This is a genomic window from Kineococcus sp. AC630 (assembly GCF_979255925.1).
This window is the reverse complement of sequence record NZ_CEEDMJ010000002.1, coordinates 138,556-162,791: the sequence shown is the minus strand read 5'-3', so window position 1 is coordinate 162,791 and position 24,236 is coordinate 138,556. Positions and strand designations below refer to the sequence as shown.

At 71.5% G+C, this 24,236-nt stretch carries 25 protein-coding genes; 12 read left to right on the top strand and 13 right to left on the bottom strand.

From position 1 onward, the window contains the following. Positions 1–27: 27 nt before the first annotated feature. The gene (locus AC0I8G_RS02720; RefSeq protein ID WP_471728551.1) at positions 28–795 is read right to left on the bottom strand and encodes a sugar isomerase domain-containing protein; all 768 of its coding nucleotides are present in this window, start codon (positions 793–795) and stop codon (positions 28–30) included. 226 nt (positions 796–1,021) lie between these two features. Here AC0I8G_RS02720 and AC0I8G_RS02715 point away from each other — a divergent pair, with 226 nt between their 5' ends. The 3 genes from AC0I8G_RS02715 to AC0I8G_RS02705 all read left to right on the top strand — a co-directional run bounded on the left by AC0I8G_RS02715 (position 1,022) and on the right by AC0I8G_RS02705 (position 4,100). Beyond that, positions 1,022–1,933 carry a MurR/RpiR family transcriptional regulator gene (locus tag AC0I8G_RS02715; protein WP_471728550.1) on the top strand — a complete coding sequence of 304 codons (912 nt, stop codon included), beginning with the start codon at positions 1,022–1,024 and terminating at the stop codon, positions 1,931–1,933. Further along, on the top strand, positions 1,930–3,282 hold the full coding sequence (locus tag AC0I8G_RS02710) for an alpha-L-fucosidase (RefSeq protein ID WP_471728549.1): 1,353 nt from the start codon (positions 1,930–1,932) through the stop codon (positions 3,280–3,282). The genes AC0I8G_RS02715 and AC0I8G_RS02710 overlap by 4 nt, the downstream gene beginning before the upstream one ends. 599 nt (positions 3,283–3,881) lie before the next feature. Beyond that, positions 3,882–4,100, top strand: coding sequence for a hypothetical protein (locus AC0I8G_RS02705; RefSeq protein WP_471728548.1), 219 nt, complete (start codon positions 3,882–3,884; stop codon positions 4,098–4,100). 9 nt (positions 4,101–4,109) lie between these two features. Here AC0I8G_RS02705 and AC0I8G_RS02700 read toward each other — a convergent pair whose 3' ends face one another. Next, the gene (locus tag AC0I8G_RS02700) at positions 4,110–4,502 is read right to left on the bottom strand and encodes a PPOX class F420-dependent oxidoreductase (RefSeq protein WP_471728547.1); all 393 of its coding nucleotides are present in this window, start codon (positions 4,500–4,502) and stop codon (positions 4,110–4,112) included. A 2-nt stretch (positions 4,503–4,504) separates the two neighbouring features. Here AC0I8G_RS02700 and AC0I8G_RS02695 point away from each other — a divergent pair, with 2 nt between their 5' ends. The 3 genes from AC0I8G_RS02695 to AC0I8G_RS02685 are packed head-to-tail and all read left to right on the top strand — an operon-like array spanning position 4,505 to position 6,579. After that, positions 4,505–5,413 (top strand): acetamidase/formamidase family protein, encoded by a 909-nt coding sequence (locus AC0I8G_RS02695; RefSeq protein ID WP_471728546.1) that lies wholly within the window; start codon positions 4,505–4,507, stop codon positions 5,411–5,413. 4 nt (positions 5,414–5,417) lie between these two features. Then, positions 5,418–5,780 (top strand): hypothetical protein, encoded by a 363-nt coding sequence (locus tag AC0I8G_RS02690; RefSeq protein WP_471728545.1) that lies wholly within the window; start codon positions 5,418–5,420, stop codon positions 5,778–5,780. Between the two features lie 55 nt (positions 5,781–5,835). Next, the gene (locus AC0I8G_RS02685; protein WP_471728544.1) at positions 5,836–6,579 is read left to right on the top strand and encodes an alpha/beta fold hydrolase; all 744 of its coding nucleotides are present in this window, start codon (positions 5,836–5,838) and stop codon (positions 6,577–6,579) included. Here the strand turns inward: AC0I8G_RS02685 and pcrA are convergent. After that, positions 6,551–8,881, bottom strand: a complete 2,331-nt coding sequence (gene pcrA / locus AC0I8G_RS02680; protein WP_471728543.1) for a DNA helicase PcrA — start codon at positions 8,879–8,881, stop codon at positions 6,551–6,553. The two genes, AC0I8G_RS02685 and pcrA, sit on opposite strands and share 29 nt — an antisense overlap. Before the next feature lie 105 nt (positions 8,882–8,986). Here pcrA and AC0I8G_RS02675 point away from each other — a divergent pair, with 105 nt between their 5' ends. Next, complete coding sequence (locus tag AC0I8G_RS02675; RefSeq protein WP_471728542.1) at positions 8,987–9,568, top strand: TetR/AcrR family transcriptional regulator; 582 nt, start codon at positions 8,987–8,989, stop codon at positions 9,566–9,568. Position 9,569: 1 nt separating this feature from the next. Continuing rightward, positions 9,570–11,762 (top strand): MMPL family transporter, encoded by a 2,193-nt coding sequence (locus AC0I8G_RS02670; RefSeq protein ID WP_471728541.1) that lies wholly within the window; start codon positions 9,570–9,572, stop codon positions 11,760–11,762. Between the two features lie 92 nt (positions 11,763–11,854). Here AC0I8G_RS02670 and AC0I8G_RS02665 read toward each other — a convergent pair whose 3' ends face one another. The 4 genes from AC0I8G_RS02665 to AC0I8G_RS02650 form a co-directional block, all read right to left on the bottom strand. Continuing rightward, positions 11,855–12,811, bottom strand: a complete 957-nt coding sequence (locus tag AC0I8G_RS02665; RefSeq protein WP_471728540.1) for an aminoglycoside phosphotransferase family protein — start codon at positions 12,809–12,811, stop codon at positions 11,855–11,857. A 565-nt stretch (positions 12,812–13,376) separates the two neighbouring features. Further along, entirely contained in the window at positions 13,377–14,498 is a 1,122-nt protein-coding gene (locus AC0I8G_RS02660) for a hypothetical protein (RefSeq protein WP_471728539.1), read from the bottom strand. A gap of 165 nt (positions 14,499–14,663) precedes the next feature. Then, positions 14,664–15,632: an alpha/beta hydrolase gene (locus AC0I8G_RS02655; protein ID WP_471728538.1), complete on the bottom strand. Its 969-nt coding sequence runs from the start codon at positions 15,630–15,632 to the stop codon at positions 14,664–14,666. Beyond that, complete coding sequence (locus AC0I8G_RS02650; RefSeq protein WP_471728706.1) at positions 15,629–17,038, bottom strand: MFS transporter; 1,410 nt, start codon at positions 17,036–17,038, stop codon at positions 15,629–15,631. Before AC0I8G_RS02650 ends, AC0I8G_RS02655 begins: the two co-directional genes overlap by 4 nt. A 159-nt stretch (positions 17,039–17,197) precedes the next feature. On the opposite strand from AC0I8G_RS02650, the gene AC0I8G_RS02645 reads away from it, so the two are divergent. Further along, positions 17,198–17,830: a TetR/AcrR family transcriptional regulator gene (locus AC0I8G_RS02645; protein ID WP_471728705.1), complete on the top strand. Its 633-nt coding sequence runs from the start codon at positions 17,198–17,200 to the stop codon at positions 17,828–17,830. A gap of 695 nt (positions 17,831–18,525) precedes the next feature. Further along, positions 18,526–19,035, top strand: coding sequence for a hypothetical protein (locus tag AC0I8G_RS02640; protein ID WP_471728537.1), 510 nt, complete (start codon positions 18,526–18,528; stop codon positions 19,033–19,035). Between the two features lie 204 nt (positions 19,036–19,239). Here the strand turns inward: AC0I8G_RS02640 and AC0I8G_RS02635 are convergent, their stop codons facing one another. From AC0I8G_RS02635 to AC0I8G_RS02625, 3 genes are all read right to left on the bottom strand, one after another. After that, positions 19,240–19,698 carry a VOC family protein gene (locus AC0I8G_RS02635; protein ID WP_471728704.1) on the bottom strand — a complete coding sequence of 153 codons (459 nt, stop codon included), beginning with the start codon at positions 19,696–19,698 and terminating at the stop codon, positions 19,240–19,242. Between the two features lie 232 nt (positions 19,699–19,930). Continuing rightward, positions 19,931–20,299, bottom strand: coding sequence for a PIN domain-containing protein (locus AC0I8G_RS02630; protein WP_380159735.1), 369 nt, complete (start codon positions 20,297–20,299; stop codon positions 19,931–19,933). Positions 20,300–20,307: 8 nt separating this feature from the next. Further along, on the bottom strand, positions 20,308–20,556 hold the full coding sequence (locus AC0I8G_RS02625; RefSeq protein WP_328293773.1) for a type II toxin-antitoxin system Phd/YefM family antitoxin: 249 nt from the start codon (positions 20,554–20,556) through the stop codon (positions 20,308–20,310). A gap of 234 nt (positions 20,557–20,790) precedes the next feature. Here AC0I8G_RS02625 and AC0I8G_RS02620 point away from each other — a divergent pair, with 234 nt between their 5' ends. Beyond that, positions 20,791–21,183 carry a hypothetical protein gene (locus tag AC0I8G_RS02620; protein WP_471728536.1) on the top strand — a complete coding sequence of 131 codons (393 nt, stop codon included), beginning with the start codon at positions 20,791–20,793 and terminating at the stop codon, positions 21,181–21,183. Between the two features lie 84 nt (positions 21,184–21,267). Here the strand turns inward: AC0I8G_RS02620 and AC0I8G_RS02615 are convergent, their stop codons facing one another. Both AC0I8G_RS02615 and AC0I8G_RS02610 read right to left on the bottom strand, forming a co-directional pair. Further along, positions 21,268–21,948, bottom strand: coding sequence for a hypothetical protein (locus AC0I8G_RS02615; protein ID WP_471728535.1), 681 nt, complete (start codon positions 21,946–21,948; stop codon positions 21,268–21,270). A gap of 17 nt (positions 21,949–21,965) precedes the next feature. After that, entirely contained in the window at positions 21,966–22,229 is a 264-nt protein-coding gene (locus tag AC0I8G_RS02610; protein WP_380158346.1) for a hypothetical protein, read from the bottom strand. Between the two features lie 150 nt (positions 22,230–22,379). Between AC0I8G_RS02610 and AC0I8G_RS02605 the strand changes: the two genes are divergently transcribed. Continuing rightward, on the top strand, positions 22,380–22,826 hold the full coding sequence (locus AC0I8G_RS02605) for a hypothetical protein (protein ID WP_471728534.1): 447 nt from the start codon (positions 22,380–22,382) through the stop codon (positions 22,824–22,826). A 358-nt stretch (positions 22,827–23,184) separates the two neighbouring features. On the opposite strand, the gene AC0I8G_RS02600 is transcribed toward AC0I8G_RS02605, so the two are convergent. Then, entirely contained in the window at positions 23,185–24,189 is a 1,005-nt protein-coding gene (locus AC0I8G_RS02600) for an amidohydrolase family protein (protein ID WP_471728533.1), read from the bottom strand. Positions 24,190–24,236 lie beyond the last annotated feature (47 nt).

Genomic DNA, 24,236 nt, shown 5'->3' with positions numbered 1-24,236 from the left:
CTTCCTCTCGGACTGCGGACGATGGGTTCAAGCGCTGCGGCGCAGACGGTCTCCGTACCTCGCCTCGAAGGTGAGGTTGCGGTCGTGCCCACCGGGGACGTTGGCCGAGACGTAGAGCGGGGCCTCCTCGCCGCGGGCGGTGAGGGTCGCGACGGTGCCGATGGTCAGCAGTTGGGCGATGTAGCCGGAGGTGAGCGAGGACACCGCACCGACGGTCACGTCCCCGACGGAGTCGAGCGTCGCGTCGCCGAAGGGGGCGAGGTTGTCGATGACGACGTCGGCGATCTCGGCGAGGCGCTTCCCGCTGGGGTGCTGGGGTTCCACGGCGTTGGTGTGGGCCAGGCTGGTGACCGCGATCACCGGGTGGCCGTGCTCCTTGGCCAGCAGGGCGAGCCCGACGACGGAACCGTTGACCCCGGAGTTGGAGGCGATGACGAAGACGTCGCGGGGGTCGCGGACCACGGTCGCGAACACGTCCCGGGCGATGTTCGGGTCGCGTTCCAGCGGGGGTTCTCCCGTGAGTTCGGCGATCGCGTGGTCCCCGACGAGCGCCGCGTCGCGCAGGGCGACCTTGTTCGTCGGGATCAGTCCGCCCGCCCGGCCGGCGATCTCCATGGCGAACCCCTCGGAGTGCCCGGTGCCGAAGGCCTGGACCACCCCGCCGGTGGAGATGCAGGTGCTGAGCAGGTCGACCGCTGCGTCGAGACCACCGGAACCGGCGAGCGCGGAGAGCGTCTCGAGACGGGACACCACTTCCCGCTGGAACTCGTCGACGTGTTGCGGGAAGGCTGCCACAGCGGAACTCCTGGGTCGGTGATTCAGCGAGTCGACATCGGGTGGATGAATGTTTCATCCACGGCGGTGGTGAAGTCAAGGGCTTCCCGTCACATCCTGGTTACGTTCGTGTTGCGTGGCAGGCTGTGTCGTCGGATGCGGGAGATCCCGGGCCGCACCGGGATCCGCTGCTACTCTCCGTCGCACGATCGTGCTGGTGCATCGGTCAACCAGTGGAGAACCGGAGGTGACGGTGTCGACCCACGGTCCCGACCCGGCCCAGCGCATCCTCGCCGTCCACGCGGAACTGCCGCCCTCGTTGCGCAAGGTCGCCGACTTCGTGCTCGCCGAACCCGAGGCGGTCGAGCGCTGCTCCGCGGCGGAACTCGCGCGTCGTGCGGGGACCTCGCAGGCCGCGGTCACCCGCTTCTGCCAGACCATCGGGCTCGAGGGGTACCAGGGACTGGTCCTGCTGCTGGCCCGCGAACAGGGGCGCCGCGCCGGCGACCCCGTCTGGGGCGGGGCCGAGGTCGGGCCGGACATCCTCCCCCACGACGACCTCGAACGGGTCGTCGCGGTCGTCGCGGCCGCGGACGTCCGCAGCCTGCAGGACACCGCCCGCCGCCTCGACCTGGTCGCGCTGGAACGGGCGGCGCAGGCCGTGGCCCGGGCACGCCGCGTCGACGTGTACGGCGTGGGCGGCAGCGCGGCGATGGCCGCGGAGACGGACTCGCGGTTGTTCGGCATCGGCGTTCCCGTGCGGAACTGGACCGAGGTGCACGCAGCGACCACGTCCGCGGCCCTGCTCACCCCGGCCGACGTCGTCATCGCCGTCTCGGTGTCCGGTGCCACCCGGGAGGTCGTGGAACCCGCCGCCCTGGCCGCCCGGCGCGGGGCCACCACGATCGCCGTCACCGGTGAACCCGGTTCCCCCCTGGCCCGCTCCGCCGACGTGGTGCTCACCGTCGCACCGGGCGGGACGACGTTCCGCGAGGGTCCCTTCGCGGCCCGGCACGCCCAGTTGTTCGTGATCGACTGCCTCTACGTGCGGGTCGCGCAACTCACCTACGACCGGGCGAGCGCCGCCCGGGCGCTGACCCACCACATCCCCGAGGACCACGCCGTCCGCTCCCTGCGACCCCGGCGGCGGACGCGGTGAGCCTCGACCTGCGCTACCTCGCCGGCGTCCGTCCCTCCGCCCGGCAGCGGCGCTGGCAGGAACTGGAGTTCTACGGCTTCGTCCACTTCGGCATCAACACCGTGACCGACCGCGAGTGGGGGCTCGGCCACGAGGACCCGGCGCTGTTCGACCCCGCCCACGTCGACGCGGACGGCTGGGTCACGACGATGGCGGCCGCCGGGATGCGCGGGGTGGTCCTGACGGCCAAGCACCACGACGGGTTCTGCCTGTGGCCCAGCGCCCACACCGCCCACTCCGTCGCCGCCAGCCCGTGGCGCGGGGGTGGTGGTGATCTCGTCGCCGAGGTCGCCTCCGCGTGCGCCGCGCACGGTCTGGCGTTCGGCGTCTACCTCTCCCCGTGGGACCGCACCGACGCCCGGTACGGCACGGGCACCGACTACGACGACTACTTCGTCGCGCAGCTCACGGAACTGCTCACCGGCTACGGCGAGGTGTTCTGCGTCTGGCTCGACGGCGCCAACGGCGAGGGTCCGGACGGACGGAGGCAGTTCTACGACTGGGACCGCTACCACCGGGTGATCCGTGCCCTGCAACCGGACGCGGTCATCAGCGTCTGCGGCCCCGACGTCCGCTGGTGCGGCAACGAGGCCGGGCAGACCCGTCCGGACGAGTGGAGCGTCGTCCCCCACGAACTCCGCGACGCCGAACGGGTCGCGTCCCGCTCGCAGCAGGCCGACGACGGCGGGTTCTCCCGGGCGGTCCGTTCCGACGAGGTCGACCTCGGCAGCCGCGCCGCGCTGGAGGGCTACGCCGGTGAGTGCGTCTGGTACCCCGCCGAGGTGAACACCTCCATCCGGCCCGGCTGGTTCCACCACCCGAGCGAGGACGGGCAGGTACGCGGCGCGGCGGAACTGTTCGACCTGTGGCGGGCCGCGGTCGGCGGGAACGCGGGTTTCCTGCTCAACGTCCCCCCGAGCGCCGACGGCGTGCTGGCGGCCCCCGACGTGGCGTCCCTGCACGGGCTGGGTGAGCTGATCCGCGCCCACCGGGCCGCCGACCGTTCCGGTGAGGCCGTGGTCTCGACCTCCGACGCCGGCGGGAGGCCCCGGACCACGCTGACCTTCGCCGCCCCGCTGCGGTTCCGTTCGGTGGACCTCGCCGAGGACCTCGACCACGGTCAGCGCATCGAGGAGTTCACGGTGGAACTGTCGCTGTCCGGGCGGGTCGTGTGGCGGGGCGGCGCCGGTGTCGTCGGTCACCTGCGGATCCTCGACGTCCCGGACGTGCTCGCCGACCGGGTCGACGTGGTGCTCGAACGGTTCCGCGCGCGACCGGTCCTGGCGGGAATCCGGACGACGTCCGCCTGAGCACCCGGACCTCCCTCCGGATCGGGACGTCGAACTCCGCGCCGAGTGCCGCGGTCACCGAGCGGGCCTCCCACGTCGGCGCCCGACCGGCCACGTGACGATGGGCGTGCAGCTGCGCGCCGAGCTCCTCGGACCGGCACTGGTCGGCGCTGCGCCCCGGTCGGCGCCAAGGCCTGCACCATCACCGATCCGGTGCGACGCTCCACCACCACGCGAGACGAGTACTGCACCGCACCCGGCCGTCACGTGCCCGCGGTCGACTACGACCCGGACCACGCCATCTCCCGGGCGAAAGGTCAGACCGCCGCGAAGAACCTGCGCGCCCACTGCCGAGGACACCACCGCGTCAGGGCCCAGTACGTCGACGAACCACCACCGCTCACCAGGAACGGTTCGCCGCGCGACTCGGCGACCCGACGGAACTCCGGCCGAACCTCCTCGAACACGTGCGGCACGGCGGGTCCGACCTGGCAGTTCCGTGCCGGCAGCACGCTCGACGACCGGGCGGGACCGGGCCGGATGCGCCATGCTGTGCCGTGGTGCTCGGCCCGGACCCGTCGAGCGCTCCAGCCCGAAGCCGTCGCTCACAGGGGTCCGCCATGTCCAGCAGTCAGCACTTCCTCGTCGCCACCGTCGTCGACGCCGTCGAGTGGCAGCGGGGGAGCACGGGCTGGTTGGAAGCCGCCACCACCTCGTTGCACCGCCGGGCCCACGAACGAGGTCTGCAGATCACCACCGATCTCACCCAGCTCGTCGAGGTGCTGCCGGGTGCGACCCGACTGCGGATCACGCTGAGCGGCCGCGCGGACCTCGCGTAGTCCCGGGCGTCAGCCGACGGCGTGGACCCGGTCGGCGGCGATCGTCAGGACGACGCGCACCTGGTCGCGGCCCCCGAACCACGGGTAGGGGGCGCCCAGGTACTTCTGCGACAGCGCCTCGATGCTCTCGACTCCCCCCTCCGTGGTCGACGCCACGACGTGGCCGCGCACGGAGAAGTAGCGGCTGGGGTTCGCCGGATCGGCCACGGTGACCGCGACCCGGCCGTCCCGCTCGACGTTGCGCAGCTTCTGGAAGCCCTGCACGGTGTTGATGACGATGTTCGTCCCGTCCGTGTCGACCCAGGTCTGGGTGAGCTGGGGCGAGCCGTCGGGCATCGTCGTCGCGAGGTAGCAGGTGGCGCGTTCACGCAGCAGGACGAGCAGTTCGGGGGGAAGATCCATGCGTGGACGCTACCCCGACCGACGTCTTCGACCCTGCCCTCGAACCGGCGCTCGTCGTCGACGACGGCGAACGCTTCACCGTCGAGGCGCTCGACGCCCGCGGCTACCTCCGGCGACCGGAACACCCCGGGGCTCCCACGCCCCGCCGCCTCGAGGACGCGCGCGGGCACTGCCTCGTCGGACCGGTCTCCGTGCGTGGCGCGCGCCCCGGGGACGTCCTGGCCGTCACCCTGCACTCGATCACCACGTCGGGGTGGGGGTGGACGTCCGCCGGCGCGGTGGACAGCCCGCTGAACGTGCGCCTGGGCATCACGGAGCGCGCGGACCTGTTGTGGGACATCGACGACGCCGCGTGCACGGCGACCAACCAGCTGGGGTTCACGGTGGACACCGCCCCGTTCCTCGGCGTCATCGGCACGACCCCGGCCGAACCGGGCCAGCACTCGACGACCCCGCCGCGCCCCGGGCACGGCGGCAACATCGACTGCCGCTCCCTCGTCGCCGGCTCGACGTTGTTCCTGCCCGTCCACGTCCCCGGCGCGTTGCTCTGCCTCGGCGACGGGCACGCGGCCCAGGGCGACGGCGAGGTCTGCGGGACGGCCGTGGAGTGCGGCACGACCACCGACCTCACGGTCTCCGTCGTCGCGGTGCCCGCCCTCCCCTCCGTGCACGCCACGACCCCGACCGAGCGGCTGACCTTCGGGTTCGACGCGGACCTCAACGCCGCGACGGACGCGGCGCTCGACGACATGGTGACGTGGGTCGCCGCGGAACTCGACCTCGACCGCTCGACGACGTTCGCCCTGCTCAGCGCCTGCGTGGACCTGCGCATCACCCAGGTCGCGAACGAGACGTGGGGCGTGCACGCGGCGCTGCGACACGATGCCCTCCGGCGCACCCACCCCAGCTAGGAGGGTGCTCGAGGCCGGATCCCGCCGCAGGAACCAGCCCGCGCCTCCGCACGTCGTCTGCGAGGCGCTGCTGGCGCCGGACCGCGACCCGCACCGCCCCTGGCTGGAGCTGCTCCACGACGAGCAGCGACCCGAGGTCCTGACCCTCGACGCGCCCCACCTCCTCGTGTGGTCGTCGCTGTGGCCCGTCCGACCCGACGCGCGGCTCCGCTTCGAGCTGCCGTGGGACGCGGCTCACCAGGGGACGGACCTGCGGTGGACCCTGCTGGTCGAGGACCAGCTCCCCGAGCCGTCGCTGCTGGGGCACCTGCGTCGCCGGGTCAACCAGCTGATCAACGCGAACCTGCGGTACACGTTCGGGCAGTAGCCCGCAGCGCCGCCCCGACGCGCCGGTCACCCGTTCCGCCCCGAGGATGGGCGCTGTGAGCACCACTGTCGTCTGTCTGCACGCCCTCGGGTCGAGCCGCCTCGCCTTCGACGCGCTGGCCGCGGAGCTCGGTCGGGAGTTCGAGCTCCTCGCGCTCGACCTGCCGGGTTTCGGCGACGCACCGGTGGAACCCGGGACCTCGGTGCGGGCGATGGCCGACCACGTCGTGCAGCGGCTGTCGGCGGTGGACGACGACTGGATCCTGCTGGGGCACAGCATGGGCGGGAAGATCGCGTCCGTCGTCGCGGCGCGGGCGCTCGCCGGGGAACTCCCACCCCCTTCGGGGGTGCTCCTGCTCGCCGGCTCCCCGCCGGTCCCCGAGCCGATGGCGGAGGAACGCCGGGAGCTCATGCTGTCCTGGGTGCGGGACGGCCCGCTGGACGCCGCCGCCGCCAGTGAGTTCGTCGCGGCGAACGTGGGTGGGCCGCTGGAACTCGCGGCCGCGGAACGCGCCGTCACCGACCTGCTCCGCTCCTCCCCGCTGGCCTGGCGGAACTGGCTGGAGTTCGGGTCGCGGGAGGACTGGTCCGAGCGGGTCGGGGTCCTCGACCTGCCCGCGGTCCTCGTCGCGGGCGGCGCGGACGGTGACCTGGGCGAGAACGCCCAGCGGGAGCTGAACGGGGTGGCCTACCCCCGGGCGACGTTCGTGACGTTGCCCGGGGCGGGTCACCTGCTGCCGCTGGAACGTCCCCGCGAGGTGGCGTCCGTGGTCAGAGCTTCTCGACCGGCGCGTACCTGAGCAGCAGCCGTTTCGTCCCCTCGGACCGGAAGTCGATGTGCGCGATGGTCTTGTCGCCCTCGCCCTCCATGCGCACGACGGTGCCGAGGCCGAAGGAGTCGTGCGTCACCCGGTCGCCGGGGTTCAGGGTGATGACCGGCCGGTTGCCGGCGGAACGCACCCCCGGGCGTTGCGAGATCCGCGACGCGGCGCTCGGGGAGGCGACGTTCTGGAACGCCGACTGCGCACGCTTCCACTCGACCAGCGTCGCCGGGACCTCGTCGAGGAACCGCGACGGCGGGTACTGCTGCGGTGCGCCCCAGGCGCTCCGGACGGCGGAGCGGGACAGGTAGAGCCGTTCGCGCGCCCGGGTCAGGCCCACGTAGGCGAGGCGACGTTCCTCGGCCAGCTGATCGGGGTCCCCCAGGGAGCGCATGTGCGGGAAGGTCCCGTCCTCCATCCCGGTGAGGAACACGACGGGGAACTCCAGCCCCTTCGCCGTGTGCAGCGTCATGAGCGTCACGACACCGTCGTCCTCGGCGCCGGCCGGGATCTGGTCGGCGTCGGCCACGAGGGAGACGCGTTCCAGGAAGTCCGACAGGGTGCCCTCGGGGTTGTCCTCGGAGAACTCCTCGGCCACCGCGACGAGTTCGGAGAGGTTCTCCACCCGGGACTCGTCCTGCGGGTCCGAGCTCGCCCGGAGTTCGGCGAGATAGCCGCTCTGCTCCAGGACCGCCTCGAGCACGACGGAGGGGGCGGCGCCCGACTCCGCCAGCGTGCGCAGGTCGTGGATCAGCTGGGCGAAACCCTGGATCGCGTTCAGGGAGCGCGACACCAGACCGATCGCCTCGTCGGCGCGGTCCAGCGCGGCGTTGAAGCCGATCCGTTCGCGTTCGGCCAGCACCGCGATCGCGGCCTCGGCCCGTTCGCCGATCCCGCGCTTGGGGGTGTTGAGGACGCGGCGCATGTTCACCGTGTCGTCGGGGTTGTCGAGGACGCGCAGGTAGGCGACGGCGTCCTTGACCTCCCGGCGCTCGTAGAAGCGCGTCCCGCCGACCACCTTGTAGGGCAGGCCGGTGCGGATGAAGACCTCCTCCAGCGAACGCGACTGCGCGTTCGTCCGGTAGAAGACGGCGACGTCCTTGTACTTCAGCGATCCCGCGTCGTGGAGGCGGTCGACCTCCTCGGCGACGAAAGCGGCTTCGTCGTGCTCGTCGTCGGCGACGTAACCGACGATCTGCTCCCCCGCGCCCGCGGCCGTCCAGAGGTTCTTCGGCCGGCGGTCGTCGTTGAGCTTGATGACCTCGTTGGCCGCGGTGAGGATGTTCTGCGTCGAGCGGTAGTTCTGCTCCAGCAGCACCGTCGTCGCGTCCGGGTAGTCCTGCTCGAACTCGACGATGTTGCGGATCGTCGCGCCGCGGAAGGCGTAGATCGACTGGTCCGCGTCACCGACGACGGTCAGCTCCCCGCGCGGGACGGGGCCCTCGCCGGTGCCGACGAGTTCCTTCACCAGCATGTACTGCGCGTGGTTGGTGTCCTGGTACTCGTCGACCAGGACGTGGCGGAAGCGTCGGCGGTAGTGCTCCGCGACGTCCGGGAAGGCCTGCAGGAGGTGCACCGTGGACATGATCAGGTCGTCGAAGTCCATGGCGTTGGCCTGGCGCAGCCGCTGCTGGTACATCCGGTAGGCCTTCGCGAGGACGCGTTCGGTCTCGTTGCCGCTCTCGGAGTTCGCCCGGTCGAAGAAGGTCTCCTCGTCGACGAGCTCGTTCTTGAGGTTCGACACCATCGTCGACATCGCCCGCGGCGCGTGCTTCTTCGGGTCCAGCTGCAGCTCGCGGCCGACCATCGCCATGAGCCGCTGGGAGTCGGCGGAGTCGTAGATCGAGAACGACGTCCGCACGCCGAGGTGCTGGGCCTCGCGGCGCAGGATGCGCACGCAGGCGGAGTGGAAGGTCGAGACCCACATGCTGCGGGCCCCCATCCCCACGACGTCGCCCACCAGTGACGCCACCCGTTCGCGCATCTCCGCGGCGGCCTTGTTGGTGAAGGTGATCGCGAGGATCTGCCCGGCCGTGGCGCGTCCCTCGGCCAGCAGGTAGGCGATGCGGTGGGTCAGGACCCGCGTCTTGCCCGAGCCGGCGCCCGCGACGATCAGCAGCGGCGACCCCGCGTGCACGACGGCCTGGTGCTGCTGCGGGTTCAGCCCCTCGAGCAGGGCAGCCGGGTCCGCCCCCCGGCGCGGGGTCGGCGCGGTCCTGCCGCCGCTCGGGTCGCCGCTCGAGGAGGGGCCCAGCGGGAGGTCGTCGAAGAGAGTGCTCATCGTGGGTCAAGGGTAGGCCTCACCTCCGACACGACCCACCGCCCGCGATGGACCGAACCGGTCCTTGTGCGACCGATCCGGTCCACACCGGTCTACAGTGGTCGGGTGCCCCGGTTGACGAAGGAACAGATCGACGAGGAGATCCTCGAGGCGGCGGCGGCCCTGTTCGCCCGCCACGGGATCGAGCAGACCTCGGTGCAGCGGGTGGCCGACGCGGTCGGCTACTCCAAGACCGGTCTGCTGCACCGCTTCCCGAGCAAGGAGGCGCTGGAGGAGGCGACCGTGGCGCACACGGTCGGGCACTTCGAGCGCATCGCCACTCAGGTGACGGACCTCCCGACCGGCCCCGGGCGCGACCGTACCGTGGTCGAAGCCCTCGTCGCCCTCGCCGAGCGACGTCCCGGGCTCGTCTCCTTCATGCTGACGACGATCAGCCAGGGGGCGCTGTCCTCCGACCGGCTGGACCACCTCGGCGAGGTGCTGTTCCGCTCCTTCGGCACGGAGATCGTCAAGAGCGAGGAACCGCCCAGCGCCGCCGTCCTGGACCGCGGCGTCCGGATCACCACCGCCGTCAGCGGGCTCGCCGTCACCTCGCTCGCCTTCCGCGACCTCGACGCCGCGACCGTCCGCCCCCACCTGATCACCGCTGCGCTCGCCGCGCTCGGGCACACCGCCGAGGAGAACTGAGATGGCGACCTTCCTGCACCGCATCGGAGCCGGCGCGTTCCGCCGCCGCGGCCTCGTCGTGGCGGTCTGGGTCCTGCTCCTCGCCCTGACCGGGGTCGGCGCGGCCACGCTGTCGGGGAAGACGGTGAACTCCTTCGAGATCCCCGGCCAGGAGTCGACGACCGCGCTGCGCCTCATCGGGGAGGAGTTCGGCGACACCGCGAACGGCGGATCGGCCCAGGTCGTCTTCGAGGTGCCCGAGGGTCAGCAGATCACCTCGGCGGAGAACTCGGCGAAGGTCCTCGCCGCCGTCCAGGAGCTCAACGGCCTCGACGGGGTCGCGGGCGCGAGCAACCCGCTCGACGCCGCGAACCCCGTCGTCTCCCCCGACCTGCGCGCCGCGTACAGCACGGTCAGCTACCCGGTGCAGGCGTCGGAGGTCACCGCGTCCGAACGCGAGGAGCTGTTCGCCGCCGTCGCGCACGCCCGGGCCGCGGGCCTGGACGCGGAGGCGACGGGTGAGGTGACGCAGGGAGTCTCCGAACTCGGCGGACCCGCCGAGGTCATCGGTGTCGTCGTCGCGCTCGTCGTCCTCGCCATCACCTACGGCTCGCTCGTCGCCGCGGGGATGAACCTGCTGACGGCCGTCGTCGGCGTCGGGATCGGGGCGCTCGGGATCACCACCCTCACGGGTTTCGTCGACCTGCAGTCCACGACGCCGATCCTCGCGATCATGCTGGGCCTCGCCGTCGGCATCGACTACGCGCTGTTCATCGTCACCCGCTTCCGGCAGGAACTCCTCGACGGGCGCAGCGTGGCCGAGGCCGTCCCGCTGGCCGTGGGGACCGCGGGGTCGGCGGTCCTGACCGCCGGGGTGACCGTGGTCATCGCGCTCGCCGGTCTCGCCGTCGCCGGCATCCCGTTCCTCACCGAGATGGGGATCGCCGCCGCCGCGACGGTCGTCGTCGCCGTGCTCATCGCCCTCACCCTCGTCCCCGCGGCGCTCGGGTTCGTCGGGCTGCGGGCGCTGCCGCGCTCGGCCCGCAAGGCCCTCGAACACAGCGGCGGCCGCCACGTGGCGCCGCCGCACGTCCCGGACGGCACCGAACGCACGGGGCTGTTCGCGACGTGGGGTCGGACCGTGACGACCCGGCGCTGGGTCAGCCTGGTGCTGGCCGTCGTGGCCCTCGGGGTCGTCGCGATCCCGGTCACCTCGATGCAGACCACGCTGAGCACCGCGTGGCCCGACGGCAGCACCCAGGCGAAGGCGCAGCAGATCCTCTCCGACCGCTTCGGCGCGGGGGTCAGCGGACCGATCGTCGTCCTCGTCCACGGCGACGGGGAGGGAGCCGGCGTGGTCGACCGCGCGACCGCGCTGAGCACGGAACTCCGTGCGCTGCCGGGAGTCGCCTTCGCCGCACCGCCCACCCCGAACCGGGACGGGAGCGCCGCCCTCGTCACCGTCGTCCCCACCACCGCCCCGGACGACACGGCGACGACCGACCTCGTGCACCGGATGCGCGACCTCATCGCCGGGGACCCCTCGGGGACCACCGCCTACGTCACCGGACAGACCGCAGTGAGCGTCGACGTCTCCAGCACGCTGTCCGACGCGCTGCCGGTGTACCTCGTGCTGGTCGTCGGGCTCGCGTTCGTCCTGCTGGTGCTGGTCTTCCGCTCGATCCTGGTGCCCGTCGTCGGGGTCCTGGGGTTCCTGCTGACCATCGGCGCCGCGCTCGGCGCGACGACCGCGGTGTTCCAGTGGGGCTGGCTGAAGGAGGTCGTGCGGGCCGAGAGCACCGGTCCCCTGCTGAGCCTCGCGCCGATCATCGTCGTCGGGATCCTCTTCGGCCTCGCCATGGACTACCAGGTGTTCCTGGTCTCCCGGATGCACGAGGCGCACGCCCACGGCGCCGATCCCGTGCAGGCCGTCCGCACCGGGTTCCGGCAGGCGGCACCCGTCGTGGTGGCCGCCGCGGCGATCATGTTCGCGGTGTTCGCGGGGTTCGTCCCGCAGGGCGACTCGACGATCAAACCCATCGCCTTCGCGCTGGCCGTCGGGATCCTCGCCGACGCCGTGGTCGTCCGGATGGTCGCGGTACCGGCGGCGTTGTCGTTGCTCGGCCGGGCGGCGTGGTGGATGCCGCGGTGGTTGCGGTGGTTGCCGACCCTCGACGTCGAGGGCACGGCCCTGACGGCGAGGTCGGCTGCGTGAGCAGTCGCTGACGGCCCCTCTTGCGCCTGGGACCTCTCCTGCGGATCGCGGGATGACCGTGAGGTCGTCAGCTCACGCGCGCCTGCGGGGGCTCAGCTGGTGATCCCGAACTCAGCAAGGATCTCTTCGAGGACGCGCTGAGCCCCGGCGGCTGCTCCTGCATCCTCGTCGAGGACTCCGACGTAGGTGGCCAGGGTCTTCCACAGCGCCCAGCCGCGCCCTCGAGCCCACGTACCTTCGTCGACGTCCATCCGGTCGCGGAAGGCCACCCGGGCCGCGGTGCCCAGCAACGTCCAGGCCCCGGCGAGGTCGCAGGCGGGGTCACCGACCCCGCAGGTTCCGAAGTCGATGACCGCGCCCAGCCGGCCCTCACGCAGCAGCAGGTTGCCGGCAGCGATGTCGCCGTGGAACCAGACCGGCACGCGGTTCCACCGCGCGTCGAACGCGCTGGCCCACACGGCGCGGGCCGACTCGACGTCGATGTCCACGTCGAGGCGACCCTCGAGGGTCTGCAGCGCGTTCTGGGTCGTCGCGTCGTAGGTGCGCAGCGTGCCTCCGCGGAACCAGTTGTGCGTGCCGGGAGCCGGCCCGTCGGTGGGGTCGATCTGCTGCAAGGCGTTGAGGAAGTCGGCGAGGTCGAGGGCGAAGCGGACCGGGTCGACCTCACCGCCGATGCTGCCGTCAGCGATGCGGGCGGCCGTCGCCGGGTCCCCGGGCAGCCACCGGTACACCGACCAGGCGAAGGGGTAGCCGTGGCCAGGTCGGCCTCGTGCCAGCGGGGTGGAGATGGGCAACGGGAGCTGCGCTGCGAGGCGGGGCAACCAGCGGTGCTCCTTGTCCACGGCGAGGGCGTACTCGGTGGCGCTGGGCAGGCGCACCGACATGTCCGAACCGAGGTGGAAGGTGAAGTTGTCCCAGCCGCCGTCGGCCACCGGGCGCACCGGCAGGTCGGCCCAGTGGGGAAACTGCTCGGCGATGAGCTGGTGGACCAGGTCGGTCTCGACGCGGAGGCGGGTCGGTACTGGACCGAGGTCGTGGGCGGTGCTCATCCACGCGGCCCCGGGCCGACCGCTGCGGTCGCGGGTCGGACTGCTCCGTCGTTGTGGATCATGGTGACCAGACTGGCAGACGGGGTTGCTTCCCTCACCCGCGTTCTGTGCTCCTCGACAGATCGGTGAAGTCGACGGGCGTCAGCGACAACGTCCGCATCGGGATGACCGGACGGTCGATCGGGGCGGGGGATACCTCAGCGCCTGCCGTTACTCCAACCGGTCGCGACCTGGATCCCCTTCCGAGCGAGCCGCCCGGATGCCGTCCCTGACGCCAGCGCGCACGACGCGGTAGGCGACGTAGGCGGTGATGGCCACGCCTACGGCCCATACGGCGATCGGAACGAGCACCGACACCAGGAGCCAGGGACCGGGTTGCTGAAACATGGACCGAAGGTACCGACGGTGATCACGATGTCGGGTCTGTTCTGCGAATCTGGCGCCGACTGGCAGATCGCGCCTGTGCTACGTCCAGATCGCGGCATGACGGTGACGTCGCGCGCAGCGCGGGATGAGTGGTAGCGCGGCTGAATGCTCAGAGACGGAGTTCGGCTTCGGCTGGCTCCTAGCGTCGAGAGATCCGCAGCGTCACCGCGGTGTTCCCGTCGGCGCGTGTCGGGTGGGCCCAACTGACTGGGGTGGAGAACGTGAGTTCGTCCTCTCCGGCGCGTTCGACGTAGATCGACCACCCGTCCCAGGGCATCCACATGCCCCACCCGTCGCTCAGCGGGGGACGTGCGTTCGGGTCGATCAGGTCGCCTTCGGTCCGGTCGACCAGGAGGGAGGCGGCGGCGCCGGTAACGCGGCGGGAAGGGGACAGCACCCGGCACGCGACGCGGCGTCCACCGTCGGGGAAGGAGCCCGCTGTCAGCGCTGCGAGGTGGACCGCGAAGACGCCTTCGCGGATGCGGTCGAGGTGGGCGGTGGTTCGGGGGCGATCATCGCCCCCGATCCCGAAGTGGGCCACGACCTGCGCCGGTGCGTGTCCTTCGTGCACCTCGGTCGTGACGAAGAGGTCGACGGTGAAGGCGTCGGCGGGGTGGGGGTCCGGCGGGGCGGGTTCCCACGGGTTCTCCCGGTCGCGGCGTTGGTAGGCCAGGTAGGCGTTGTGGCGGTCGAACCACTCTGGACGGCCACGTTCGCGGCGGTCGTCTTCGGCGGCCAGGCGCGCCTGCAGCCTGCGCCTGGTGAGGCCGTTCAGCGGGGTGACGGCGACGTCGGGGTGGCTGCTTCGCAGCAAGTCCGCTTCGGTCGTGGTGAGGGCGGCGGTGATGACGGCTCCGCCGTCCTCGACCTCGGCGAGGGTGTTCTCGGTCTCGTCCAGGACGTGGACGCCGAGGCTGGCGGTGGCGTAGGTGCGGGCCGTGGTCCAGAGGTCCTCATCGTGCGCGTCGATCCACACCGCTCCAGGCCAGCGGCCGGTGCGGGTGAGGGTGGGGAGTTCGCGTAGGTCGTTCTCGGCCCACCGTTGCTGGTCGTACAGGTCGATGGTGGACAGGGAGGAGCCGTGCTCGACCCAGCGGTCGGCAGCGAGGTCGATGACCAGGCTGGCGGTGACCGGGCGCAGGACGTCCAGGGTCGCCACGACGGCCCGGGCCCGGTCGATGGGGTCGGGCCAGCTCGGGTTCACCTGTCGTGGTGCGATGACGTGGACGGTTCGACCGGGCAGGTCTGAGTGGGACAGCACTTGGTGATCCTGCCCGGGTCGTGGCTTCGAGCGCAGGCGAGTTTCAGCGTGCTGGCTCAGTCTTTCGGGATGAAGGCGACATCGCGACCATCGTCAAGACCGCGACGCCGCCGGCAGCTCAGCACCGCGCACATCGCGGGATGACCGTGAGGTTCTCGGGCGTCGTCAACGTTCGAGGAGCCGGGTGGTCCAGGTGGCCAGTGCCGCAACCGCGGTCCGGGACAACGCGGCACGCGGCTGCATGCTGGTGAAACCGTGGAAGGCGCCGGGCCAGACGTGCAGCTCGGCTTGGATCCCCGCGGCCCACAACTTGCTCGCGTAGGCGACCGTCTCGTCGCGGAACACCTCTGCGCTGGCGCAGTCGAGGTAGGCGGGGGGCAGGCCGGACAGGTTTCCGGCGCGGGCGGGGGCGGCGTAGATCGACACGTCGTTCCCGCCGCGGCGCTCTCCGAGGTAGGCGTTCCACCCGAAGCGGGTCATCGCGCGGTCGGCGACGCCGACGCCGTCGATCTGGTGGGTGGAGACGGTGGAGTCGCTGTCGTCGAGCATCGGGGAGATCAGGACCTGGGCCAGGACCGCGGGGCCGCCGCGGTCGCGGGCCAGCAGGGCGGTTCCCGCGGCGAGGCCGCCGCCGGCGCTCTGCCCGACGAGCACGATGCTGTCGGGGTCGATCCCCAGCTCCTCGGCGTGGGCTGCGGTCCAGGCGAGTCCGGCGTAGCAGTCCTCGACGGGGTAGGGGTCGGGGTGTTCGGGGGCGAGGCGGTAGTCGACGCTGATCAGGACGACGTCGTGGGTGAGCAGCCAGTCGTCGTAGGAGTCGAGGTTGCCGAGGTGGTGGCCGAACATCATGCCGCCGCCGTGGATGGCGTAGAAGCACGGGGCGGTTCCGGTGCGCCCGGCGCGCTGGATGATCGCGAGGTCGATGGGTTCGCCGAGGTGGCCGGGGACGGTGACGCTGCGCCGCTCCAGGCCCTTCGCGCGCAGGTCCGCGTCGAGCTGGTCCTGGCTGATCTCCAGAGCCCGCATGCGGGGGAGCATCTCGGTGGTGAGGGTGAACGGGCCGCGAGCCTGCACCGCGGTGAGGAAGACCGCCAGCTCCGGGTCGAACGGCGGGTGGGTGCTGGGTGCGGTCACGACTGGACGCTCTTCTCGAGGGTGGGGGTGGTGGGGGTTTCGTCGGTGATGCTGGCTCGGGCGCGGTGGACGCCGAGGGCGACCAGGGCGGCAGCGACGAGAGTGAGGGTGAGCCCGGCGATCTCGAGGGCCTGCTGGAACTGCCCGACCTGGGTCGAGCTCCAGGTCGCTGCGGTGAGGGAGCCGGTGAACAGCGCAGCGAGGATCGTGCCCGTGGCGGCGATGCCGATGCCGGTGGCGAGTTCGCTGGAGGTGTCGACCAGGGCCGCGCCGACGGAGGTCCGATCGGCGGGTAGACCGCGCAGGACGTTGTTGCCGGCCACGACCCCGACCACGCGCATCCCGGCGGCCACGAGCACGAGGGCGGCGACGACGACGGGGTAGCCGTAGCTGCCGGCGAGGGCGAAGACGGCCAGGCCCGCGACGACGGCGGTGGCGCTGAGCCAGGCGGCTCGCTCGAGTCCGACGCGGGCGACGAAGGGTCCGACGAAGCGGCCACCGGTCAGCAGTACCGCGACCTGGGGCAGCATCCCCAGCGCCGCGGCCGTGGGGGACCAGCCCCAGGCGAACTGCAACTGCAGCGTCACCAGGTAGCTCAGGCCGGCGACGGCGAGGCCGGCGGCGGCCTTGTAGGCCAGTCCGCTGGCCACGAGCGGGCGGGCGATCAGGGCCAGGTCCAGCAGCGGGTGAGCAGCGGTCCGTTCACGCAGGACGAAGGCGGTCGCGGCCAGGACCGTGAGGACGCTGGCCACCCACGGCACCCACGAGTCGGTGCCGTCGGCGACGAAGAGGGTGGGGGTGAGCAGGGCCGCGACGATCGTCGCGGTGCCCAGCACGGCACCGGCGACGTCGATGGGGTCGGCGTGCAGGTCCCCGCCTACTCCCCCGCCGACTCCCGCGCCGGTGTCGGCGGCGACGCCGAGGCGGATGCCGGCGAGGGCGAGCACGGCGATGGGGACGTTGGCCAGCAGCAGCACCTGCCAGGGCGCGACGGCCAGGACGAGACCACCTGCAGTGGGGCCGACGGCGAGTCCGACCAGGCCGGCGGTGGAGATGACGGTGAGGGCGCGCACGCGCAGGTCGTCGGTGGAGAAGAGCCGGAAGGCCAGGGCCATCGAGCCGGGCGTGGTCATGGCCGCGGCCACGCCCATCACCGCCCGCACGGCGATCAGCTCACCGGTGGTCGAGACGAACGCGGTGGCCAGGCTCGCCGCGGCGAGCAGGACCAGTCCGGTCAGCATTACTCGGCGCCGCCCGAAGCGGTCGGCGATGGCTCCGAAGAGCAGCATGGCGCCGCCGAAGAGGACGGAGTAGGCCCCGCTGACCCACTGCAGCGAGCTCGTCGTGGCGTGCAGGTCGCGCCCGATCGTGGGGAGGGCGACGTTGAGGATGGAGTTGTCGAGCATCTCGAAGAGGAAGACGGCGGAGAGACCGGCGAGGGCGATCCACGCCTCGCGCAGCGAGCGGGGCGCGGGGCGGGGCTCGCTGCGGATGGCAGTCTGAGGGGTGGTCACATCGACTAAGTTAACTGACTAAGCAGAGTCACACAAGAGAGTGAGGCCGTGATGCCCCGAACAGGTGAGCGCGGCGGGCCGCAGACCCGCGCCAGGATCGCCGAGGTCGCTGCCCGGCTCTTCGCCGAACGCGGTTTCGACGCGGTCACGGTCGCTGAGGTCGCCCGGGAGGCGGGGGTCTCCAGCGTCACGGTGTTCAAGCACTTCCCGCGCAAGGAGGACCTCTACCTCGACCGTGCCGACGACGCGGTCGAGCTCCTGCGCACCGCGGTGCGCGAACGGGCTTCGGGGACCGACGTGCTGACCTCCCTGCACGAGGTGAGCCTCGGACTGCTCGCGGGCCGCCACGTCCTCGCCGGCTTGGACGAGCGGTCCGCGCCCTTCTTCGGGACGGTGGCGTCCTCGCCCGCGTTGATCGCCCGGGCCCGTGAGATCTCCGCGGACCTGCAGGACACCCTCGTCGAGGAGTTGGAGCGTGATGAGGGGTTCGCGGGGAACGCGACGCTGTTCGCCGCCCTCTTCGTCGCCGGCTACTCCACCGTGCTGGTGGGCAACGCCCGTCGCCGGCTGGCGGGTGAGTCGGTGGAGGCGGTGGGTGGGGACCACCGTGCGCGTCTGGATGAGGTGTTCGGCGCGTTGCGGAGCGGGCTGGGAGGTGGCGGTGGGGACCACAGGGTCAGCTGAATCGCGTCAGGGGATCACAGCGCGGCTCACCTCGACAGTGCACTGAAGTTCACGCAGATCGGCGGGAGAGGTCGTCGGCCACCAGCGACAGCGCACGCATTGCGGGATGACCGCATGTTCGAGCGAGCCCTTTCCTGGCTGGGGAACGGCGCGACTGCCGGGTGCGTCCCACGAGGCGTGCGAGCACGCCAACTCTTCGCAGCCACCGGGGTACTGGCCTTCGTCTGCGCCGCGCTGGGCGTGCTGCCGGTGACTCCAGCAGCAGCCAGCTGCGTGGGCCCGCGATTGGTGATCGGCACCGGCCCGGAGGCAGCGTCGCTGGGTGGTGGGGAGAGCCCGGCACCGGTGACAGTGGCCACGGACGGGCGCCTGCCAGCGGTGGTGAGCGCCGGCGGCGTGGAGATCCCTGTTGAGGTCAGTGGCTGACGCTGCAGTGACGTTGACGGTTGTGCCGGATCGCGGGATGACCGTGCGATCTGGTGGTCTGCTCCAGAGGACTGACATCGTCCGTCTGCGTGGTGAGCGGGTGTCACGATCGTGGTGTGTGGCGAGGCTGGAGGTCGTGGCGAGAGGCTCGCCGACTGCGGGCCTCTGAGCGCCGAGGGGACGTGCGCCCGAACCACGGTCCCCACCCGCAGTCCAGCACTGCTTCGGGTCCTCGCCTGGCTGAGGTGCTCAGCCCAGACCAGCGGCGGGTGGTGCGCGATGAGCGGGGGGTGCTGATGAGTCCAGCTCAGGTGGCGGCGGGACGCTTGGTGGGCACGGTCTTGACCAGTGACCTGCCTGACCTGGCTGCGCGGTGGTTGGCGGCCGGGCTGGACACCCCGGCGCTGCGGGAGTTGGCCGGGCATCCCCGAGGTGATGCGTGGGGCATTGAGTGCTCGTGGATTCGAGCCGCTCACGAGCTGGCTCAGAACGTCCGGGAAGGCCTGGGCGCCGGCGACCTGCTGGATGAGGATGCGGCGTGGCTGCGGGTGCTGCCGGTGGAGTTGGCGCGTTGGCGCCTGGGTGAGATCAGCGCCGCGAGGTTGAGCGAGTGCCTGCTGCGGGCTGGGCAGGAGTCAGGACCGGTGAACGCGCTGGTGGGCTTGGCTGACTTGTTCTGGCTGGAGGAGTACCGGTTCGAGCCTGCCGCGGACCTGATGGGCCTGGATGGCGAACGCGAGGCCATTCTGACGGTGTTGGCGGACGACGTCATCGTCTGAGAGACGTCGACGCCGCTGGAGCCCGCGGAACGCGGGATGACCGTGAAGTCCGAGGTGCGTGATGCAGGTCCTCGGCATGATGGATGGCGGCACGCGAGGAGGACTGGACCGGCCTGCGACTGGGCGGTAGCCGCAGGCCGCCACCTCGCGTCGGCGCAGTAGCCCGCACACCCCGAGCCCCCTCACACCACTACCGGCGAGACCTCATCGTCTGGCCTCTTGGATGAGCTCCAGCGTCGCGCCGTCGGTGTCGTGCAGGTAGGCGAAGCGGGCGCCGGCCCGCGGGCCATCGGTCATGGTTCGCACGGTCCCGGCCAAACGCCAACCGTGCTGTGCGCAGCTCGCAACCACGTCGGTGATGTCGTCGGTGTTCTCCACAGTCAGAGCCATGTGCCAGGACCCCAGGTCGCAGGGGCGTGGGCGCAGATGATCGCGCTCGGCAGGTCGGAGGTACTGCAGAAGTTCCAGGTGGTTCTCGCCCAGAGTTGCGACGGCGGCGGAGATGTGTGCGTCAGGTACGCCGGTGACATCGGCGGCGAAGTCGCCGCTGAGCTCGAAACGACGCTCGAGCTGAGCGCCCAACACCTGAGTCCAGAACGCCAGTGAAGCGTCGAGGTCGCGAACAGTGATGCCGGTGTGGGCAATGCTCAAAGCGTGGGGCATGGATCTCACGATCCATCCTGGGAACGGGTCTGCTGCATGGTCAGGTGACCCCAAAGCGCGCGACCCGTCTCAGAGGGTGCCTCTGCAGGACGGACAGCAGTCGCATCCGACCACCCTGGCAGAGGCATGACAGTGGAGTCACCGCCCGCTTCTCGCCATGTCAGGTTGTCGCTGGCCGAGAGCACGCACAACGCGGGATGTGCGTGACATCGCAGCCGCAGTGACGAGCCCGTCAGACGGCGATGACCTCGACGAGTTCGTCTGCCCCTTTGAGGTCCGCTGCGTTGCGGGTGTAGAGGCGAGCGTCGTGCGCGTGGGCGGTGGCGGCGATGAGCAGGTCCATCGTGCGACCGCGCGGTTGCCGTCCTGCGGCGGCGACTGCGGCAGCCAGTTGCCCGTAGCTGGCGGCGACGGCCTCGTCCAGGGGGAGGGCGTCGAACCGTCGCTGCAGGAGGGACAGCCGGCGAAGGCGTTCGGCGCGGACTGCCGGGTCGGTCGTGACCAGGACTCCGAAGTGCAGTTCGGCCAAGGTCGCAGAGCTGATCGCCAGTTCCCCTGGGAGTGGGCCGATGTCCCCGGCGATGACGACGCTGGTGTCCATGACCGCCCTCACCGCGGTTCCCAGGGGTCGCGGACCTCGGAGTCGATGAGGTCGCGGTCCTGCTCCCAGGTCGGGTCGGCGGGGCCGGAGAACAGTTCCTCGACATCGGTCCAGGTGCGCCAGGACCTGTTGCTGGCGGGTACGAGTCGGGCGCTGGCTCGGCCGGCCACGGTGATGGTGACCTCCTCGCCTGCTTCGACGCGACGGACGAGGTCGGAGGCTTGCTGGCGCAGTTCGCGAAGACCGACGACTGTCATGAACTGAGAGTAGCACTTGTGCTACCTGACAGGCCTCGATCCGTCGTAGCGCGCAGCCACGCGGGATGTGCGGATGGGTCAACGTTCTGACTGACGCCCCATCGAGGGAGCAGTGCCTGAGGCATGCCGTGGCGTCGACGAGGTCCGATCGGGACCGTAGTACTGGCCGCAGCCTTGGCAGCAGGCTGCACCTCAGAGTCCACGGTCCCTGCGCCTGGTGGTGAAGAGGGTGGCGTGCCGGTGACGGTTCGGCTCATGTGGGAACGCGGGCTCACCGATTCTCCGAGCTCCTTCATGGTGCGGGTCACTACCGCCGGCACCCAGAAGCTGATCACCGGATCGGCGACCGAAGCGGTCACCGTGGATCCCGCAGGCCTGGTGCTCTTGGACGAGGCGCTCCCGCCGGGCAGCTACGAGCTGCGTGCCTCCCAGGTGGGGTGCGGCATGTTCGGCCGTGACTGTCCTGATGATCCCGACTCCTCGGATTTCGATCCAGCGCCGGTGTGGAACTGCTCGGCGTCCCTGCAACCGCGAGCTGGCGTACCGGTGCAAGTACGCATCGTGGAGGGCGACGACGCCAACCGGACTGATGACGTCGACTGCGTGGTCGAGCAGCAGCCTGTCTGAGCTCGCTCAGCCTGCACGACCGCTTGGTCTTGAGTGGGCTCCCTGGGGCTGGCCGCGGCCATGAGCGGACGTTGCAAGCACCCGTCATGATCCGCAGGACAGGCCCTGGGGCGGGTCTTGCCCAGCCTGGCAGCGGGAAGGCCCTACCCCTGGGGCGCCACCGTCTCCGGTAGGGAGGTCCCGCCGGCGAGCCAGGTGGAGGTAGGCCTCCAACTCGCCGGCCTCCTCAGCACTGACCACCGGCTCGAAGTCGAGTTCCTCGCCGGGGTGGATGCCGGCACCAGAACCGGGCACGATGACGAACCAGGCACCCTCGTGAGAGAACCAGTGCGCCTGCCCCACCGCGCCGAGCAGTTCCCGCTCGCTGGGATCGTCCGGGTTCGACACCGAGGTGATGCGCACCGTCTGCCCGTCGCGCCCGTAGGGCGGCTGCGGCATCGACAGGTGCAGACGGTCCAGGCCCAGCTCCGACACCCCGAACACGCGGGCGGCGCCCTCCCGAGCCACGGTCAACACCTGCTCCGTGCGTGTGGTGGTGCCCACCACCACCTCTCCCTGCGGCCCGCTCACCAGGACCGTGCAGGAACGGTCCGGCTCGTGCCGCACCCGCGCCCGCACCCGTTCGGGAACCTCGACCGTGCCGCGATCGTGCACCAGCGGCCACCACCCGCGCAGGTGCTCAACTCGCCCAACCCTGCCCCTGCTCCAGTCCCTGGTGCGGTCGTGGCGGTGCTGCGCCAGCGTCAGGACGCACTCATCGGCCATGACTCGATCGGGGAGGGTCAGTCCTGAGTCCGCTCCCACACCAACGCGGCGACGACCCACCACCCCACCTGCACCATCGCCGTCCACAGGAACGCCACCACCGCCAGGACCAGCAGGGGCGTGCTGCCCGTCGTCATCCCCGAGACCAGCAACAGGAGGGCGGCCACCAGACCGGCCACCGCCGCGAACCGCATGATCTGCAGGTACGGGTTGCCGCCGCCGGCGTCGGCGACCAGGTCGCGCAGGCGCAGCGGCAGGATGGTTCTGCTTGGTGAGCTCACCGCACCATCATGGCCGCGAGCCCCCTCCTCGGACGTCCTTCGCCGCGATCGCCCACTTCACGGTCGTCCCGCCGTCCGCGGGCACCTGCACCGCGGGACCACGGGTCCGACGCGCCCTCGTCGGTTTCCGCCGTCAGGCACCCTGAACCCGTGGAAGGACACCGCCGCTACCGCCCCCGTGCTCACCCGTCCGCGCGGACCCAGGTCAACACCACCGCGCTCCCCGGTGAGCGGGCACCGCGACCAGGGCCGGTCAGCGACGCCGACGACGAACGGCTGGCCCGGCTGCGCCGGCGGGTCGTCGAACCGGTGGTGACCAGCGTCCTGACGGCCGAGGAGATCGAGCACCTGAGCGTGCACTGGGGCGTGGACGGTCGTGAGGGGGACGTGTGGGTGCGCCTCGACGTCCCCGACCAGCGGCACGAGGAGCTGCTGCTGTCGCCGTGGTGGGTGCCGGACCCCTGGGACGTCGAGGTCCCCACCAGTGCTGCCCAGATCGCCGCTCACCTGGGCAACCGCTTGGAGGACTGGGTCTGCGAGACGGCCTTCGCGTGGGGCCAGCAGCGCCGAGCCCGGTACCAGCTGCCCGAGACGTAGTCCGGGGTGGACCTGGCACTCTCGACCGCTCGGTCGTCCCCGCGGTGCGCAGCCCGCGGTCATCCAGTGTCGCGCGGGACGGGGACCTCTGGTCCTCGTGACGACCGACGCGGCAGTCCGCGCCGAACGCCTGCGCCGACTCGCCCTCCGGCAACGCCGGTTCGACGCCCTCCCCCTGGACGAAGCCGTCGCCGCAGGACGGCGATCGCGCGGGCGCACGATGGACCTCAGAGGGGCGGACGACTCGTCGAGGTCGTCTCCGTCTGACGGGCTCGCTGCCTCTCCCGCCGCGGCTTCACCCTGAGCACGACGATCAGCGCTCAGGTCGACCACCCGGTGCTGGGTCCGGCGCCCTCCGTCATCCACCCGTGGCTGCACCGATCCGCTCGCGCAGGCGCGGGAACAGCGTCAGGGCGCGGGTGAGGATTCCCGGCAGGTCGTCGCGGTGCAGGACGGCCGTGCCCCGCAGGGAGGCGAGGTTGGCCGCGATGGAGTCGTCGTCGGTGCACGGCACACCGGAATCACCGCCGTAGACGATGTGCTCGACGGGAACCATCTGGAGCGCGGCGGCCAGGTTGGCGTCGGTGCCCGACGCCGCGGTGTCCAGGAAGAGCCGCCCCATCTGCGACCGCAGTTCGTGCGTGGTGACCCCGCCGGGGTTGGCCACCCAGGGCGCGGTCCCGAGGAGGGCGAGACGGCCCGAGAGGCCGGGCAGCGCCCCGCCGCAGTGAGCCAGGACGAAGGTGATGCCGGGGAAGCGGGAGAAGACGCGGGCGTAGAGCATCTGCGTGACGACGCGGGCGGTCTCGAAGGTCACCTCCAGCAGTGGGGTGCCCAGCCCGAGGCGGGAGGCGATCGTCGTGTCGGGGTGCACGAAGACGGTGGCGCCGAGGGCGTCGAGCCTCTCCCACACCGGATCCAGGCGCGAGTCACCCAGGCTGACCCCGTCGTAGGTGGTGCTCACCGCGAACCCGTCCGCGTTCAGCACCTCGTGCGCGCGCCGGACCTCGTCCAGAGCCGCGGTGGGAACGTCGGTGGGCAGCGCCGCCAGGAGCCCGAAGCGGTGGGGATGGGCCGCCACGACGTCGGCGCCGTAGGTGTTGGCCTCGACCAGGGCCTGGTGCCCGACCGGGACGGTGCTGAGCAGCTGCATCGCGATGCCGTTGGCCTGCATAGCTTCCAGGGCGATCGCCGGGCTCCACACGTGCGGCGCCGGGGCCATGAAGTGGTCGGTGCGCATGGCCCGCCACGCCGCCTCCCGCGCGGCCTGGGTGGTCGGCGGGGTGAAGTGCGCGTGCACGTCGACGATCGGGCCGACGGACGGATCCGCAGGGGGTGCTCCCGCACGGGAGGTGGTGGTCATGAGAACTCCTCGAGGGCGCGGCGGCTCACGCAGCGCGCGTGAGCTCC